The following is a 17084-nucleotide window of genomic DNA, read 5'->3' on the forward strand; positions in this document are numbered from 1 at the left end:
TTCAAGGTTCAAGCAGGGGTTAGCATATAGAAAACGCTATGTTTTGACCCCGGCATCATTATATATTATTTTCAGTTTTTTTCAAGTATTTTTTTATATTTACAGTCTTTTTATGTTTCTGCACACTAAGAAAGAATGCGCCGAGGCACGTTCTCGCGCCGAGCGCGTTGCTGAGCGCCAGTGGCGCTCGTTAAGCAACGACCGAAGCGGAGCGTAGACCGCTTGCGACATTCTTCATCTTCGTGCGAGTGCGCATCTCCGGCACACAGTGCCTTTTGTTTCATAGGAAGTTCCTTCGGAATCTCCTATGAAATAAAAAACTGCCGCCAATTACGGCGGCAGCAAAACATTCTTCTATTATCTGTAATTAATTTTCATCAGCAATCTCAATCAGTTTATCCAGCAGTTCAGAATAACTATATCCGTAATCTTCCATCAGCTGTGGATACATGGAAATACTTGTAAATCCCGGAAGAGTATTGATCTCATTCAGATAAATGTTATTGGTCTTCTTATCCAGGAAAAAATCTACACGGCTCAGTCCGTGTCCGTCAATTGCCTTAAAGGCACGAACAGCATACTTACGGATCTTTTCCTGAATCTCTTCATCTACTTTTGCAGGGATACATGTCTTGCTCTCTGCATCTTCATATTTGGATTCAAAGGTATAGAATTCACCGTGTGGCATGATCTGTCCGACTCTGGATACGATAATGTCATCATTTCCAAGAACAGCAGTCTCAAGTTCGATACAATCCACGCACTCTTCTACTACAACATGAGTGTCATACTTTGCTGCCTCTTCCAGCTTCGGAAGTAAATCTTCAACTTTATCACAACGATAACAGCCCACACTGGATCCGGAACGGCTTGCTTTGATAAAGCATGGCATACCAAGTTCTTTCATAATCGAAGCTTCTACTTCTTCTGTTTCTTCCATGTCTTTTTCGACAACGACCAGTCTTCCGTCATTTCGTTTTTTCACATATACGGATTTAACCTGCGGAATTCCTGCACTTTCAAATACTTTCTTTGCAAAAATCTTATCCATACATGCACTGGATGCAAATACACGGCATCCTACATACGGAAGCTGTGCCAGTTCAAATAATCCCTGGATAGTTCCATCTTCTCCGTAAAGTCCGTGAAGTACCGGGAATGCAACATCCTGACTTCTCAGAAGATTGAATACACCTTCTACCACTTCTGCTCCGTCAAGCCAGGTATCTTTTGACAGGTCATTATCTTCCTGCTTTAAGATGTACCATTTCCCATCTTTTGCAATGCCGACAAGTGTAATCTCATATTTATCTTTATCCAGATGCTTCATCACTGAATTACAGGAAATTCGTGAAATTGAATGCTCACTGGACTGTCCGCCACAAACAACAAGTAACTTTTTCTTCATATCAGTTTCCCTCTGTTTCTTATCATATACTCTTCTCCGGTTCTCTCCGGATACTACTTAGAATAATTTACCACGTCCGCCATGCATTTACAATAAAAGTTTGGAATTTCAATAAATTTTTAAGCATTTTCCAGGCTTTCCACAAATGCAAACAGCTCTTCCATCGATCCCTGGTAATCGCTTTCGATTGGAAGATCCTTTTTATTTTCCTTCGTATCTGTAACAAGGAATGTCTTTACGCCGAGTTTCCGAATTGCAAGATCCTCTTCCACGTCATTTCCTACCATCAAACACTCTTCCGGTCTAAGATGAAACTGTTCAAGAATTGTTCGGTAATAGTCCACATTTGGCTTGCAGTAACAATTATCCTCATAAGTTGTGATCAGCTCAAAATCCTCTGCATCCAGTCCCGCCCATTTGATCCGGTTCATCGTTGCCACCTTTGGAAATACCGGATTGGTTGCAAGGTAGGTGCAGATTCCTTTTTCCTTTGCCTTTTTCACAACCTTGTCCGACAGACTGTTTGGCTGCGTCACCGCAATTGCCTGGTTAAATTCATTTGCATAGAAATCAAGGGCAATCCGTTCGGAATTCTCCGAATCCGTCGGAAGCAGTTCGTCCATATACTGCCAGAATGCTTCCCGGTTGGTACAGCTTCCGTCATTATTCACCATCGCTCCATAGCCCTTCCACACGGATGCGATAAATGCTTTCGGATCAAAGGAAATCCCCTCGGATATATATTTTTTTGCCAGAAGCGGCATATAAAAGGTAACAAATTCGTCCTGGTTCATCGGAAGCAGCGTTCCGTCAAGATCAAATAAAATATGTCGAATGTGCATTATTCTTCCTCCAGATTCAGATGATGTAACTTTTTGTAATAAGAGTCCAGCGTATACAAAGCAGCCACCGGATTATTTCCAAGCACCCGATCCTTTACAACCAGCGTTGTACTCGGCGCCTCGGCATATTTGTAAAAGAGGCTGTCATGTCCCACGCAAAGTCCCATCACGATATTGATGTCCGTCTTCTCTTTGTTCAGCATCTGCGCCTGCAGGATTGGGTTACACATATGAACTCCGACCTCCTCGCACCGTTCCGGAATGCCGACCTCGGTCTTTGGAACTTCTCCGATCTTACAGCCCACACCGTACACTTCAAAGCCGTATTCTCTCAAAAGTCCTGCCAGCAGGTGGCTTTCCTTTAAGAGTCCCACACAGCTTGCAATTCCGATCTTCTTGGCACCCAGTTTTTTTGCCCAGCGGATCGTCTCCTCCACACGGGTTGCCTGGCAGTAAAAATCGTGCTCGATCTCGGCACTTGCACGCATGATCTTCAGATCTTTTTCATCTCCCAGATAGGTATCAAACGCCCTCTGCCGGTCTTTCAAGTCCATATTATGTGACACGCAAAATCCCGGATATGGTTTGTTGTTCTCTATATTCTGCTTTGCATTGCATTTCTTAACATTACAGTCTATACATGATAACTTTTTTGTTTCTTCCATGTTTTTGTGCCTCCTCCTGATATACTGATAAGGATAACTGGTATTTTGGGGAAATGCAAGTTAAAATACTTCTGCTTTACCAGTCCCTCTGAAGAAAGACTAACCACCACCGTTATGATAGCACCCATGCTTTGATTATATCAGCCGTGAAATTTCACCACAGTAAATTTATCAGTTGGATTCCAACAAACTCTTATCAATGATCTGGAAATTCGCCCGGTGTATGTACAGCGCTTTCCCATCGATCATCAACTTCGTAAACTTTGGCAGATCATCCGGGATTTCCCAGTACACATCTTCTCCACTATACGCTACGATCGGCTGTCCCAGTTGGGATTTGATAACAACAACTCTGGCTTTTCCAAACATATTTTTATACTTATTCAGGACACCTGCGATCGCAGTATTGTCTGTAATCTTACCGCTTGCATTGCTTTCAATATCCTCCTGCGTAAAATCCACATCCGCTTTCAACGCGTCCTGCGCAAAAATACAGGTATCACCACAACTCTCGATTTCCTTTCCATCGATTGTAATCGTAATGACAGAGGAAAGCTCATATCCCGTGATAACATTACCGTCTGAATCATAGCTTGAAGTTTCCACTGCATTTCCCTGCACATTGATCTTGTCTCCTGTGGTTGTCATTACACGATTCCCGTAATTATCATAGGTCGTGATCGTGTACGAATTCCCCACTAATTTTCCTGTAATATCGTTCAATTTGGAGCTGAGCATACTGCATCCCGCAAGCGCTATAGTCATGACTGCGCATACTACTGCCATTGCAAATCTTTTCTTTTTCATAAATTTTCTCCTTTGTCCTTTCGCAGAATCATCTTTTTGCCATTACCTTACTTTATCTTAAGTATCCCTGTATAATTATGTAAAATGTCGTCCGGCTGCATCGCATCCGATACCATGGCAATCTCAAGCTTATACTCTGTATCCTCATCACCAATTGATCCCTGAACCGGCACATACCGGTCAAAGCAAACATTTTGTTTCTTTTTTGTTGTGACAATTATCGTGACATAATCCTCCGTTGTCTGAAGCTTGTAGTAGATATCTTCTTCCGGGAATGTATCCCTTGCCCGGTCGATCATGTCCGCATAATTGTAATATTCCGATTTGTCACCAAGACCTGTCGTTTTTTCATCGATCGCATTCTGCAGCTTTTCTAAAACTGCTGCTGTCCTTGCCTCATTTTGCCTGCACTCGATCGCTGACGTAATATTCACATACAGTGAAATAACAAGTATAATCCCAGCCATAACCGCTATTGATGTTAGCCAGACCATGGCAAGCTTTGATTTCTTTTTCTTTACTTCCTCTTTTGTGAGATGGATATTCGAAAATTCGTTTACAAAATATATCGGATTTTCATTTCCGTAAGCAATAATCGCATCGACCGTGTCATAACCTCTTTCAACACTGTATTTCTGCCATACACCATATTCTGAGTAAAACTTTTCCAGCCTGTAATAGAACGATAAAAACCATCCTGTATATCGTTTTCTCCGGATAAAAAACGCACAAATCCCGCCAATAAGAATTGCAAAATATCCGACTCCCATTACGCCATAATAAAGACCTTCTATTTTCGATACCTGCTTTTCCGGCAATACCGCAAGTAACTGATATTCCCCATTCTTTTCTTTTTCCCAGTATGTCTGAAACCGACTGCCATAAGAATATTTGATCGGATCCATTCCAAGTTCTGCAAGTGTGTAACTTACATGCTCACCTTTATTCGGATTTTTCAAGCGCAATGACTCGCCATCCTCCTGCACAACTCCAATTACGCTCTTTTTTCCTATGAGAGAATATCCTGTTACACTTTCAAACGGATCATACTGACCGGCTCCGAAAAACCATACCAGTGAAAGGATCATATAAACGACAAAGAGTTTTATGAGTTCTTTCCACACGTTATATTTTAAAGACCTTTCTATGATCTCTTTTTCATGTGCCGGGATTCCGGGCAGTGTGCTGTACCAGGAAGCGAACCGCTCTCTTTTGGTTTCCTCATCCATTGCTTTTCTTAGATTCATTGCTGTTGCAAGCTGCATTTTATTCCCTCTCTGCCATTTTTTAAGCATTTTCCAGCCTTTCAATGAAACAGAGTAATTCTTCCATCGTTCCCTGATAATCACTTTCGATCGGAAGATCTTTTTTATTTTCCATCGTATCCGTCAAAAGAAATGTCTTCACACCAAGTTCTCTAATTGCTAAATCCTCTTCCACGTCATTTCCTACCATTAGACACGTTTCTGGTGTCAAGTCGAATTTCTCAAGTATCGTACGATAATAATCTATATTCGGTTTACAATAGCAGTTGTCTTCATAAGTTGTTATAAGCTCAAAGTCAGCCGCATCCAGTCCTGCCCATCTGGTCCGATTCATCGTCGCTATGCGTGGAAAGACCGGATTCGTTGCAAGATAGGTATGAATTCCTTTTTCTTTTGCTTTTTTCACGATCTTATCAGTCAGTTGATTCGGTTTTGTAACTACAATTGCCTGGTTAAATTCATTTCCATAAAAATCCAAAGCAATTTTCTCAGAATTTTCCTGGTCTGTCGGGAGTAATTCATCCATGTATTTCCAAAATGCTTCTCTATTTGTACAGCTGCCATCATTTTTAACCATTGCTTCATAGCCCTTCCATATGGAAGCAATGAATGCTTTGGGATCAAACTGAATTCCTTCCGATAAATATTTTTTCGCCCAAAGTGGCATATAAAAAGTAACAAATTCTTCCTGGTTCATTGGAAGCAGCGTTCCATCAAGATCAAATAAAATGTGCTGAATCTGCATCTTCTTTTCCTCCTTTGTACATCTTCTTAAGGATAACTTGTATTTTTTTGAAATGCAAGCGTCCTCTGGTATTCTTCGAAAATCAACAAAATCATACGAACTACTTCGTTTTCAAAAAAATCCTTTATATTTTTTGACATCGTTTTATTTTTGTGTTAAAATTCAGATATCAAGACATATACATCATTTAAATTCAATCAGTTATACTTTGTAATTTTTAAGGAGGGATCATACCAATGTTCAATTTTAAATTTTACTAACTAAATATATTGTAGTAGAAAGGAGAATACTTTATGACCATTAAAGCAAAAAAAATTAGTACAATAATATGTTCATTGATAATACTCTTAAGTCTTTATGTTACACCTGTAAGTGCTGCATCAGGAGCTAGAGGTACAATTTGTCCAGGTTGTTCTGGAAATATGTTACCAAGTAGAACTTATGGAACATGGACTCCTTATCAAAAAGCTTGTTCTCACGGCTATACATATGGTACAGATAAAATGGAACAGCGGACCGTTACAACTGTAGTTAAGTGTACTAGATGCGGACTCGCATACCCTCCAACAACTTCAACACAAACACGTTTTGTAAGTTGCCATGGTTATAACTAATATATAAATACTCTCTGGAATAACAAATATATTTATACACATATTTTTATTCGAATACAACGAAGGCGTGATACTATGAAACCTAAACGGCTTGCTCTTCTTCCACTCCTCATCCTTTCAATTGGATTATCCGGATGTACAAAACTAAATAAAGATGTCTCCAAAACACTCTCTATTGTTATAGAACCTGCTTTTAAGGAGCAGGTTCTTGATGCTGTAAAATATGCCACATCCAAAAATAACTCTCTGGAATTTGAAATTAAAATATTATCTCCTGATCCTGATAAAAGATCTGCAGAAATTCAGAAACTCCGTACACAGATCATGTCTGGAAAAGGTCCTGACTTATATCTTGTTAACTGTTCCACCGATGGAGCTGCGCAGATGAACGAACCTCTTTTTGAAAATCCTTATAAGGCAATGCAAAGTGGTGTATTCGCCTCATTGGATAAATATATGAAAAAAGATTCTTATTGGCAAAAGGAAAACTATAATCCGTCTTTTCTTCTCCCCGGTCAATATCAGGAAAGACAATATATTCTTCCTCTTTCCTGCCACTATAATATGTTAATCTCCGATACTGTACTTGATTATACACAGGAAAATGATACCTTAGAAGATTGGATTTCAAATATAAAAAGTTCTTCTGACCACGCTCTGAAAAATACACTATTCGAATTAGATAATATCAGTGGTAACTGGTTTCAACCTGCTGCGGATTACAATTCCGGTCAGATTTTCTTTGATAAGGAAAAGTGGAGTAATTTCGCATTAGAATACTTATTATTTAAACAAGATTATTTAGAAAATGAAAAGACAAATAATACTGATACTAGCTCTTCGCATATTTTAATCTCATCTTTGTATGACATAAACGAACACACAACGCAAATAGACATAATCCCTGATATTCAGGGAAAAAAAATGGCTGCCATTCGTTGCTTTGGTGCTGTAAGTATGGCATCTGATTATAAAGAAGAAGCTTATCACTTCTTAATGTATTTTTTAAATAACGTAATTCAGGAATCAACTAGTACTAATGGAATGTCACTAAGCGCAAATGGTGTCCTTGGAACAGATTATCCGGTACAAGTATCTGCCATCCGTACAAAACTGTCCTTCTTAGATCAGTCAAAACAGGATTTAGCTATAAAAGCATTTCAGTCCTTAGAAGGAGCATATTTTCCGACAGAAGTTGAACATTTTATTTATGAAGAGATTATAGAAAATAGTAGTTTATTATATGGTCCGCAAACTGATTTTAAAAAGATATGGCAAGATAAGCTTTCGGCTTTAGCAGACAAAGCATGGAATGATTATCATACACAGGTGACAGAATAGTTTTAAGTGAAAGCGAGCGTGATGCAATGAAAAAAAAGAAGAAGGGATTCTTACTGGCTTTCCCTGCAATATCAGGATTTCTTTTCTTTTATCTGATCCCATTTTTGATTGTTTTGTGGTATTCTGTTTCTTTTGGTATCGGAAAACGCGAATTTGTAGGTCTTGATAATTATAAAGAACTATTTAAAAATACAATGTTTTTACTGGCAGTAAAAAACACTTGTAAATATATGCTTGTTACAATACCAGTTACTTTAGGGACAGCTCTCTGTATTTCTGTAATTTTACAACAGATTACGAAAGGTCAGAAAATTTTCCGACTCTCTTTTCTTTATCCAATCATCATGCCAATCGCATCTATAGTTTTAGTCATCCAGTTTTTTTTCAAAAATAATGGTTTTTTGAATCTGATACTAAACTTTTTTTATCTTCCTGAAAAAGACTGGCTTCATACATCAAGCGCTTTTTGGATCATCTGTATTTTATATTTCTGGAAATTTGTTGGATATTATATTTTCATTTATTCTTCCAGACTTCAGATGATTCCGAAAGAATATTATGAATATGCCAGTCTTCACGGAGCCGGAAAATGGCAGAGCTTTTATTATATTACCTGTCCTATATTGTTTCCGGTTATCCTTTTTACATTAATACTCTCCATAATGAATGCGTTTAAATGCTACAGAGAAGCCTTTTTACTTGGCGGAACTCATCCAGACAACAGTATTTATTTTTTACAACATTTTATGAATAATAATTTACAAAATCTGAATTACCAAAAGGTTTCCGCCAGTGCAACTATTATTACCGTATTTATTCTTTTTCTAAGTGGTCTTATCTATATGATATACTATTTTCTAAAGAGGAGGACTGCCGATGCATAAGTACAAACAGTACACCCGGCTCTTTGTTTTTTCGATCATAGCCTTTATTTTTTTATTTCCAATTATCTATCTGATTGTATTTTCAGTTTTTCATTCAGATACCGGATTTTCTCTGATGAATTATTATAAAGTTTTTCTGGCAAAACCTGATTATCTGATAAAATTTTGGAGAAGCCTTGCCATGTGTCTGATGATTGCGGCAGGACAAACCCTTTTTTCCTGTATGTCAGGAACAGCATTTGCAAAATATTCTTTTCCTCTGAAAAAATTCTGGTTTATACTATTTGCGCTATTTATGATTTTACCGATTCAGGTAACACTGCTGCCGAATTATATTTTATTAGAAAAACTAAAACTTTTAAACAGTTGGAAAGCTTTGATAATCCCTGCAATATTTTCACCTTTTGGAACTGTATGGCTTACTTTCGTTTTCCAGGCAATCCCAGATTCTACACTTGATGCCGCAAGAATGGATGGCGTAAATCAGCTACAAATGATTCGCTACATTATAGTTCCAAATTCAAAACCTGCCGTTATCACATTATTTATATTAGTATTTACAGAAAGCTGGAATATGGTTGAACAGCCTATCCTTTTTCTCGAAAAAGAAACCGACTATCCCCTTTCTGTTTTTCTCGCATCACTCAATCAAAATGCTGTTGGAATTCAATCCGTCTGTGGTCTACTATGTTTACTTCCAGTGACATTTTTCTTTTTATATTACAATACAGAATTGACGGATGGACTAAAAGATATTTTATGGAGTTGATAAAATGATGAAAAAGAAAACCTGGAATGCCGGATGTATGATCCTGATTTCTTTAATGATCTGTACGATTTTATCCATCCGTATAGAAAAATGGATGCAGATACCTGTAGAGATTGCAACGATCAGTCAGACAGAAGAAGAAAAGCTTAATTCTACCATCCGTATTCCCAAAAGTTGCTATAATACCGATACAAATATGATTTTTTATCTGGCAGAGCAAGAAGGAGTATTCGGAACAAAATTTCTCGCCTTTTCAAAGGCTGTCGATCCTCTTTCCATAACCGCAGATAGTATTCTTCTTCCGGAAGAAAAAGATGAAAAAGGACAACTTTTGCAGATCATAAAATGGTCTACATATCCATTAAAAGATGGAGATGAAGTCACCATCGATCAGGAAGGGGAACATAAAAAACAGTCTGGTGAAAACAGACGTATTTTAGAAAAGCAAAAATCTTTTTTCTTTTTGTTTGGAATAACCGTCCTGATTTTAATTTTTATCTTTGCTTTTGGAATTAAAGATTTGTATAAGTTTCCTGCCGGAGATTATAGAAAATGTGTCAGAGGAATGCTACTCATTCTGATTGGATTTGGTATCTTATGGAAAATTACTGCACTTGTGAATATTCCGCGAGAATATCTGCCTCCGGAATGTATATTGGATCTGGGATTTTATTTACATTAATCTATAAAACGGATAAAGTCAAACTGCTATATGAAAAAGTTTTAAATCGCAATAGCAGTTTGACTTTCTTCTTTTTATCCTATCAATACTTTTTTTCCTTCAAATGCAAAACCATAATGATGAATCTCTTCTTTTTTTAGACCTCTGTCATATAGTTCTGCATCATAACATTTTTCTTTAATCTGTGTCAGTGCCGTCTGCACAGTGTCTTCCAACGATTCTTCTCTTTTTATATTTCTCACTTTAAATTCCATAATAATCGCCGGATACTTTTTTGTTTCTTTTATTTTAGGAATCATCATCACGTCATAACGTCCAAAACCACTTTCTCTGTTCGACCGAATCTCATAGATATCAGTCTGATCCGCAATGAGTCCCAGAACAAATCCATGATAAAATCGTTCCGGTTCATTTTGTCCTACATCAAAATAACTGAATGTTGTCATTATAATCTGATTCATATAATAGTTCATAGCATCTATATCATCACTTAATAATGCCTTCATGAACTGATTATAATTGTCAAGCTGCTCAAATACGATTTGTTCATCAAAATTAACTACGATTTCTTTTCCCTGCAGCAATTCTTCCATCTTTTCTTTGATGTCTGTGGAAGCTTTTCGAATCAGTTCATCAATCATACTATTTGAACTGGTATCTGCCCAATAAGGACGGACCTGTTTTTTATCTAAAAAATTAGTAATTGACCAAGGATTATAGATATCATGCGTATTTCCAAATACAAAACCATCATACCAGGACTTTACAAGCTTTTTCTGATTGTTCATCCCACGCTCTTCTAACGCCTGAAATACTTCTTCTTCCGAAAATCCGAAACAGGTTTCATACTCCGTTGATGTCGTTGTTACAACGTTAAGATTATTTAAATCTGAAAATACAGATTCTTTCGACACGCGTGTAATCCCTGTCATCATTGCTCTTTCCAAATATGGATTTGTCTTAAACGTTGCATTAAATAAACTTCTGATAAATGCTGTAAATTCTTTCCAATATCCATAGAGATAAGCTTCCTGCATCGGGGTATCATATTCATCCAGCAAAATAATAACTTTCTTTTTATAATACCGGCTCAGGCAATTTGCCAGATTTTTTACCGCATTACAGATTGTATCATTTGCCACCTGTTTTTTGATTCCTGGATTTTTTGCATAATAATCTAACTCTTCAAAGCATTTCCTCTCACCATCCGTAAGTTCATTACTTTCAAGCAGATACCTATGTTCTGAATAGGCTTCATTGATCGCCATGATAATCCCATCTCTGGCATCTTCATAATTACTGCCTTTAATTGCGGCAAAACTCAGAAAAATTACCGGATAGGTTCCTTGCATTTTACGATACTTTTCCTTTTTCCAGACTGCCAATCCTTTAAAAAGGTCTTCCCGTCCTGTAAATTGATTGGAAAAGAAACAATTCAGCATACTCATATTCAATGTTTTTCCAAATCTACGCGGTCTGGTGATCAAAGTAATTTCATCTTTTGATTCCCACCACTTACAGATCAGATCTGTTTTATCAATATAAAAACAATCATTCTCCCGAAGAGATACAAAATTCTGTTTTCCGATACTGATTACTTTTTGCATGAAAGATTTCCTCCCTTCCTGAATATCTATGGGTTATTATATCCTATTTGTTTCTTATCTTTCAACCGCTTATTTGTGTTAAATTTCTTTTCCTTCTGTGATGGTAAAATAGGTAAACTTTTTATGATCCATTTGAATTTTTATTGTGATGGAATGATTCTTTGATTTTTCTTCTTTTATCAATTCTAAGTCTACTTTTACAAAGTAACTATTAGATTCTTTTGTTATGTTAATGTCTATTAAATTGTAGGAATCGTATTGTTGCAGAATTTTTACTGGTAAATAATAAAATGTCTTTAAGAAAGATTGGAATGCCGCTTCTGTTATGAAGTATTTTTGCAAAGGCTGAGATAAGGATTGATTATCACTTCCGGTTTCCAGAATTTTTTTGTATTCTGTCTCTGCCCTGGAATCGTCATTTAGCCATTCATATATGAAAGTAGTAATTACTTCTTTGTCCGGCTGATATTTCTGCAACGATATTATGATTATCGCACAGAGAACAATAATAGTACCAATGGAACTGGATAATCTTTTTTTCATAGGCATTATTTTAAACCTCCTTTGTTCTTTATAAATATCATATATATGATTTTTATTGATGGCAATATTTTTTACAGTTTTTCATATTTATTTTTTGCTTCATTGATACACATTTTTACATGTGTTATACTGAAAAAAATGATTGCAAAACTTAAAAGCCGAAAATGAATCAACGAAATAAGGAACTATTATTGATCTAGATACTATAAAACTCAAAAACAAGTCAACAGAATAAGAATATTTTATTGACTTAGATACTGTAAAATTCAAAGCTAATCAACGAAATATGCAGATATAGTTGATTTAGAATTTCAGAAATTAAAAACAGATCAACAAATTCGTTTAATCTGGTTGATTGAAAATTACAGAAATCATAAATAAATCAACAAATTCGGCGTTGCTAGAGATGTTGGAAAATAATTGAATTAAATTTAGGGAACGCAAGACAAGGCGCGGGAAGCGGAGCTGAAGCTCCTGTTCCGCTGGAGATTGATTAGTTTGTGGAATGATGCACTCTACTCTTTTGCCCCGACACATACGCTGTGCTGCATTCGGCTAATGCTGTCGCATCAACCGAATGAGAGCTGGCGCTCTATATAAAAATAAAAAGATGCCAAAAATCATGCTCGCATGATTTTTGGCATCTTTCCATTTTTATGCACAGCTTGTAACGTTTTCAAACTGCGAATTATACAATTCCGCATAAAACCCATTCTTCTCAAGTAGTTCTTCATGGTTCCCCTGTTCGATAATATCGCCGTCTTTCATTACCAGTATAAGATCTGCATCTCTGATGGTTGAAAGTCGGTGGGCGATTACGAAGCTGGTTCTGCCTTTCATGAGGTTATCCATGGCTTTCTGGATCTGGACTTCGGTTCTGGTGTCTACGGAGCTGGTGGCTTCGTCTAGGATCAGAATCTTTGGATCAGCCAGGATGGCTCTGGCGATCGTGAGGAGCTGTTTCTGACCCTGGGATACGTTGCTGGCTTCTTCGTTGAGAATCATGTTGTATCCGCTTGGAAGAGTCTGGACGAAACGATGTACGTGGGCAGCTTTGGCTGCTGCTACGACTTCTTCGTGAGTGGCATCGAGTTTGCCGTATTTGATGTTATCTTCGATGCTTCCGCTGAACAGCCAGGTATCCTGAAGTACCATTCCAAACATCTGTCTGAGTTCGCTCCGGTTGAAGTCTTTGATGTTGTGTCCATCGATCTTGATTGCCCCGCTGTTGACATCATAGAAACGCATCAGCAGTTTGATCATGGTTGTCTTTCCGGCTCCGGTCGGTCCTACGATGGCGATCTTCTGACCTTCTTTTACTTTTGCAGAGAAATCATTGATGATGATATGCTCCGGATTGTAGCCGAAGTGTACGTGTTCAAATTCTACATTTCCCTGTAATCCTTCTACGGATACTGGATTTTCGGCGAACTGATCTTCTTCTTTTTCATCGAGGAATTCAAATACTCGTTCGGATGCAGCGGCTGTGGACTGAAGCATATTTGCTACCTGGGCAACCTGCTGGATCGGCTGTGTAAAGGATCTTACATACTGGATGAAGGACTGGATATCTCCAACTTCGATGGTCTGTTTGATTGCAAGGTAACCACCTAAGATAGAAACTCCTACATATCCAAGGTTTCCGACAAACTGCATGATTGGCATCATCATTCCGGAAAGGAACTGTGATTTCCATGCAGAACGGAACAGGATATCATTAGTCTCATCAAATTCTCGGATCACATCTTCTTCTTTATTGAATGCTTTGACAATATTATGTCCGCCATATACTTCTTCTACCTGACCATTGATATGTCCCAGATATTCCTGCTGGCTTTTGAAGTATTTCTGTGAGTGTTTTACGATTACAGAAATCAGTACCATAGATACCGGCAGGATCAGAAGTGCGATCACGGTCATCAGCGGACTGATACTGAGCATCATGATCAGTACACCGATGATTGTTGTCACGGATGTGATCATCTGGGTTGCACTCTGGTTCAGGCTCTGGCTCAGAGTATCTACGTCATTGGTTACTCTGGAAAGTACCTCACCGTGTGTAGTCGTATCAAAATAATTCATCGGCATACGGTTGATCTTTTCAGAAATTTCTTTTCGCATGCGATAGGTCAGCTTCTGTGATACGCCTGTCATGATATATCCCTGGATAAAGGAGAAACATGCGCTGATCACGTACAGACACAATAAAGTTAACAGGATTTTACCAATCTTTGTAAAATCAATTCCGCTGCCTCCGGATACTTTTCCGACCAGACCTTTGAAAATTTCGGTCGTCGCTTTTCCGAGAACCTTTGGTCCAATAATATTGAAAACCGTACTTCCGATTGCAAATATCATAACAAAGAAAATACCGATTTTATATTCACTAAGGTAAGTAAAAAGTTTCTTCATGGTACCTTTGAAGTCTTTTGCCTTCTCGCCGGTTCCCATTCTTCCATGTCCACCGCCCATAGGTCCTCTTCTTCTTGGCTGATTACTCATACTATGCTTCCTCCTTTCCGTCAGTCTCATCATTCAAGTCTCTTGCCAGCTCTGTTTCTGAAAGCTGGGATGAAGCAATCTGATAATAAGCCTCACAGGATTTCAGAAGTTCTTTATGCGTTCCGATTCCTGCAACTTCTCCATCATCCAGGACAATAATCTGCTCTGCATGCAAGATCGTACTGATTCTCTGTGCTACGATGATCACTGTACTGTCCTGTGTATTTTCTTTCAGCGCCGCACGAAGTGCCACGTCCGTCTTATAATCCAGTGCTGAAAAACTGTCGTCAAAAATATAAACCTTCGGATTTTTTGCGATCGCACGTGCAATGGACAGACGCTGCTTCTGACCTCCGGATACATTGGATCCTCCTTGCGCGATCGGGCTGTTATATTTCTTATGTTTTTCTTCGATAAATTCGGTTGCCTGTGCAATTTCCGCTGCTTTCTTCATCTCAGCTTCGGAACCATCCGGATTGCCGTACAGAATATTGGACTCAATTGTTCCTGAGAAAAGTACACCTTTCTGTGGAACGTATCCAAGCTCATCCCGCAGATCATGCTGGGAAATGGTGCGGATATCTTTTCCATCCAATGTGATCGTACCTTCTGTTACATCGTAGAATCTTGGAATCAGGTTGATCATCGTAGATTTACCACTACCGGTACTTCCGATGATCGCCGTTGTCTGTCCCGGTTTTGCTGTAAAGCTGATATCATGAAGTACGTCCTCTTCTGCTCCAGGATAACGGAAGGATACGTGGTCAAATTTTACTTCGCCTTTTCTGGATTCTTCCAGTTTTTCCGGTGTTTTCGGATCTTCGATCGCTGTCCTGCTTGTCAGGATCTCATCCACACGTTCTGCTGCAACGGCTGCTCTTGGAAGCATAATGGAAACCATGCAGATCATAAGGAAGGACATGATGATCTGCATTGTATACTGGATAAATGCCATCATATCACCAACCTGCATCTGCCCGTCACTGACACCATGTGCGCCGCTCCATACAATCAGTATGGTAATTCCGTTCATGATCAGCATCATCATCGGCATCATAAATGTCATGGCACGGTTTACAAATAAGTTGGTTCTTGTCAGATCTCTGTTCGCTTTATCAAATCGTTCTTCTTCATGCTTTTCCGTACTGAATGCACGGATAACCGGAAGTCCGGTAAGGATCTCACGAGTAACAAGGTTCAGTCTGTCAACCAGGTTCTGCAGAATCTTGAATTTTGGTATTGCTACAATAAATAATACAGCAACAACCATCACGATCAGGATTACCCCAAGTACGATGATCCATGACATGCTGACATTCGTATGAAGAACCTTGAAAACTCCTCCGATTGCCATGATCGGTGCATACATAACCATTCTCAGAAGCATAACTGCAAGCATCTGGATCTGCTGGATATCATTGGTACTTCTTGTGATCAGGGATGCGGTTGAAAAATGGTCAAATTCTGCATTGGAAAATCCAACAACTTTTTTAAATACCTTTCCTCTCAGATCACGTCCCGTACTTGCTGCCACTCTGGAAGCAAGAAGTCCTACGGTAACACTTGCGAGCATTCCAAGAAATGCAAGTGCAAGCATCTTACCGCCAGTTGTTAAAATATATCTGTTCTGGATCTTATCTGTATTCACGCCCAGAACACTGTAGGTTTCTTTAATATATGAAGTTGCTGACTGTTCCAGCATAGTATCCGGCATATCGTCCATTTTTTCTGATATTTTATCAATAACGTCTGCTCTCTGTTCATCCGGTATCATGTTCAGGATCTCAAAAATATCTGCATTTTCGATCTTTTTCACCTGTTCATCAATGTTTTTCTGCATTTCATCCTGCTGTTTCTTGGCAAGCTCCGGATTTGCCGCAAGTGCTGCTTTCTGCTCATCTGTCATCTGGGACTGCATACTCTCTGCCTGTTTCTCAGCCTGTTCCTTTATAGAAGAAATCATATTCTCTTTCATGGATTCTTCCATCTTCTTTGTTGTATCACTTCCAGATTCAAATCCATAAGTCAGAAGCATCGGCTTTCCAAGGATGTCAAATACCTTTCCTGACTTTTCTTCATCTTTTTTCACGGAATCCTTCAGAACATAAATTGCTCCATCATACTTATAATCCGAATCGGATTCCTTTTTCTCATATGCATCCAGCACTGTCTGCTGGTCTTCTTCTGCCACAAAAAGCAACAGCTTATTCATCTCTTCCTCTGCGATTGCATCCGGAATCTTCTCATCAATTCCTCCTTGCTGGATTCCGACATTGACAATGTCTGAAGTATAAGAAGGCAATGACAGATCGCAGTACGCCTGAACGATCAGGATAACAACAATCGCTACTATAGTTGCTGCATAAGGCTTCAAATGTTTGAATAACTTTCTCATATAGCAATTATTTCC

The 17084-nt window shown here is 38.5% G+C and carries 16 protein-coding genes; 6 read left to right on the top strand and 10 right to left on the bottom strand.

The features are described from left to right. The coding region (locus PGU50_RS07285; protein ID WP_270246549.1) for a hypothetical protein at window positions 1-217 on the top strand (217 nt) is incomplete at its 5' end. A gap of 150 nt (window positions 218-367) precedes the next feature. On the opposite strand, the gene PGU50_RS07290 is transcribed toward PGU50_RS07285, so the two are convergent. The 6 genes from PGU50_RS07290 to PGU50_RS07315 form a co-directional block, all read right to left on the bottom strand. After that, the gene (locus PGU50_RS07290; protein ID WP_270246551.1) at window positions 368-1408 is read right to left on the bottom strand and encodes a D-alanine--D-alanine ligase family protein; all 1041 of its coding nucleotides are present in this window, start codon (window positions 1406-1408) and stop codon (window positions 368-370) included. 119 nt (window positions 1409-1527) lie between these two features. Beyond that, window positions 1528-2250: an HAD family hydrolase gene (locus PGU50_RS07295; RefSeq protein ID WP_008374436.1), complete on the bottom strand. Its 723-nt coding sequence runs from the start codon at window positions 2248-2250 to the stop codon at window positions 1528-1530. Next, the gene (locus tag PGU50_RS07300) at window positions 2250-2915 is read right to left on the bottom strand and encodes a DUF1847 domain-containing protein (RefSeq protein ID WP_117824122.1); all 666 of its coding nucleotides are present in this window, start codon (window positions 2913-2915) and stop codon (window positions 2250-2252) included. The genes PGU50_RS07295 and PGU50_RS07300 overlap by 1 nt, the downstream gene beginning before the upstream one ends. Window positions 2916-3086: 171 nt before the next feature. Then, on the bottom strand, window positions 3087-3722 hold the full coding sequence (locus PGU50_RS07305) for a DUF5052 family protein (RefSeq protein ID WP_117824123.1): 636 nt from the start codon (window positions 3720-3722) through the stop codon (window positions 3087-3089). 47 nt (window positions 3723-3769) lie between these two features. Further along, window positions 3770-5017, bottom strand: a complete 1248-nt coding sequence (locus tag PGU50_RS07310; RefSeq protein ID WP_147344787.1) for a hypothetical protein — start codon at window positions 5015-5017, stop codon at window positions 3770-3772. After that, window positions 5010-5732, bottom strand: coding sequence for an HAD family hydrolase (locus tag PGU50_RS07315; protein WP_117824125.1), 723 nt, complete (start codon window positions 5730-5732; stop codon window positions 5010-5012). The genes PGU50_RS07310 and PGU50_RS07315 overlap by 8 nt, the downstream gene beginning before the upstream one ends. Window positions 5733-6025: 293 nt before the next feature. Between PGU50_RS07315 and PGU50_RS07320 the strand changes: the two genes are divergently transcribed. From PGU50_RS07320 to PGU50_RS07340, 5 genes are all read left to right on the top strand, one after another. After that, window positions 6026-6346, top strand: a complete 321-nt coding sequence (locus PGU50_RS07320; protein ID WP_147344788.1) for a hypothetical protein — start codon at window positions 6026-6028, stop codon at window positions 6344-6346. A 75-nt stretch (window positions 6347-6421) separates the two neighbouring features. After that, a complete protein-coding gene (locus tag PGU50_RS07325) occupies window positions 6422-7687 on the top strand; it encodes an extracellular solute-binding protein (protein ID WP_117824126.1) in 1266 nt (421 codons plus the stop codon). 26 nt (window positions 7688-7713) lie between these two features. After that, complete coding sequence (locus tag PGU50_RS07330; protein WP_008374422.1) at window positions 7714-8571, top strand: carbohydrate ABC transporter permease; 858 nt, start codon at window positions 7714-7716, stop codon at window positions 8569-8571. Continuing rightward, entirely contained in the window at window positions 8564-9340 is a 777-nt protein-coding gene (locus tag PGU50_RS07335) for a carbohydrate ABC transporter permease (RefSeq protein ID WP_022220100.1), read from the top strand. Before PGU50_RS07330 ends, PGU50_RS07335 begins: the two co-directional genes overlap by 8 nt. Window positions 9341-9344: 4 nt before the next feature. After that, window positions 9345-10022: a hypothetical protein gene (locus PGU50_RS07340; protein ID WP_008374417.1), complete on the top strand. Its 678-nt coding sequence runs from the start codon at window positions 9345-9347 to the stop codon at window positions 10020-10022. Window positions 10023-10096: 74 nt separating this feature from the next. On the opposite strand, the gene PGU50_RS07345 is transcribed toward PGU50_RS07340, so the two are convergent. The 4 genes from PGU50_RS07345 to PGU50_RS07360 form a co-directional block, all read right to left on the bottom strand. Then, window positions 10097-11629, bottom strand: coding sequence for an AAA family ATPase (locus tag PGU50_RS07345; RefSeq protein ID WP_270203576.1), 1533 nt, complete (start codon window positions 11627-11629; stop codon window positions 10097-10099). 78 nt (window positions 11630-11707) lie between these two features. Further along, window positions 11708-12178 carry a hypothetical protein gene (locus PGU50_RS07350; protein ID WP_055246762.1) on the bottom strand — a complete coding sequence of 157 codons (471 nt, stop codon included), beginning with the start codon at window positions 12176-12178 and terminating at the stop codon, window positions 11708-11710. A 648-nt stretch (window positions 12179-12826) separates the two neighbouring features. Next, entirely contained in the window at window positions 12827-14674 is a 1848-nt protein-coding gene (locus PGU50_RS07355) for an ABC transporter ATP-binding protein (protein WP_270246554.1), read from the bottom strand. A gap of 1 nt (window position 14675) precedes the next feature. After that, complete coding sequence (locus PGU50_RS07360) at window positions 14676-17069, bottom strand: ABC transporter ATP-binding protein (protein ID WP_270246555.1); 2394 nt, start codon at window positions 17067-17069, stop codon at window positions 14676-14678. Window positions 17070-17084: the final 15 nt, after the last annotated feature.

The organism is Coprococcus sp. AM11-30B (assembly GCF_027674365.1).
Taxonomy (GTDB): domain Bacteria; phylum Bacillota; class Clostridia; order Lachnospirales; family Lachnospiraceae; genus Allocoprococcus; species Allocoprococcus comes.

What these genes read in the sequence shown, in the direction of transcription:
- PGU50_RS07290 (WP_270246551.1), bottom strand. Translation starts at nt 1,408, where the DNA reads ATGAAGAAAAAGTTACTTGTTGTTTGTGGCGGACAGTCCAGTGAGCAT.
- PGU50_RS07295 (WP_008374436.1), bottom strand. Translation starts at nt 2,250, where the DNA reads ATGCACATTCGACATATTTTATTTGATCTTGACGGAACGCTGCTTCCG.
- PGU50_RS07300 (WP_117824122.1), bottom strand. Translation starts at nt 2,915, where the DNA reads ATGGAAGAAACAAAAAAGTTATCATGTATAGACTGTAATGTTAAGAAA.
- PGU50_RS07305 (WP_117824123.1), bottom strand. Translation starts at nt 3,722, where the DNA reads ATGAAAAAGAAAAGATTTGCAATGGCAGTAGTATGCGCAGTCATGACT.
- PGU50_RS07310 (WP_147344787.1), bottom strand. Translation starts at nt 5,017, where the DNA reads ATGCTTAAAAAATGGCAGAGAGGGAATAAAATGCAGCTTGCAACAGCA.
- PGU50_RS07315 (WP_117824125.1), bottom strand. Translation starts at nt 5,732, where the DNA reads ATGCAGATTCAGCACATTTTATTTGATCTTGATGGAACGCTGCTTCCA.
- PGU50_RS07320 (WP_147344788.1), top strand. Translation starts at nt 6,026, where the DNA reads ATGACCATTAAAGCAAAAAAAATTAGTACAATAATATGTTCATTGATA.
- PGU50_RS07325 (WP_117824126.1), top strand. Translation starts at nt 6,422, where the DNA reads ATGAAACCTAAACGGCTTGCTCTTCTTCCACTCCTCATCCTTTCAATT.
- PGU50_RS07330 (WP_008374422.1), top strand. Translation starts at nt 7,714, where the DNA reads ATGAAAAAAAAGAAGAAGGGATTCTTACTGGCTTTCCCTGCAATATCA.
- PGU50_RS07335 (WP_022220100.1), top strand. Translation starts at nt 8,564, where the DNA reads ATGCATAAGTACAAACAGTACACCCGGCTCTTTGTTTTTTCGATCATA.
- PGU50_RS07340 (WP_008374417.1), top strand. Translation starts at nt 9,345, where the DNA reads ATGATGAAAAAGAAAACCTGGAATGCCGGATGTATGATCCTGATTTCT.
- PGU50_RS07345 (WP_270203576.1), bottom strand. Translation starts at nt 11,629, where the DNA reads ATGCAAAAAGTAATCAGTATCGGAAAACAGAATTTTGTATCTCTTCGG.
- PGU50_RS07350 (WP_055246762.1), bottom strand. Translation starts at nt 12,178, where the DNA reads ATGCCTATGAAAAAAAGATTATCCAGTTCCATTGGTACTATTATTGTT.
- PGU50_RS07355 (WP_270246554.1), bottom strand. Translation starts at nt 14,674, where the DNA reads ATGAGTAATCAGCCAAGAAGAAGAGGACCTATGGGCGGTGGACATGGA.
- PGU50_RS07360 (WP_270246555.1), bottom strand. Translation starts at nt 17,069, where the DNA reads ATGAGAAAGTTATTCAAACATTTGAAGCCTTATGCAGCAACTATAGTA.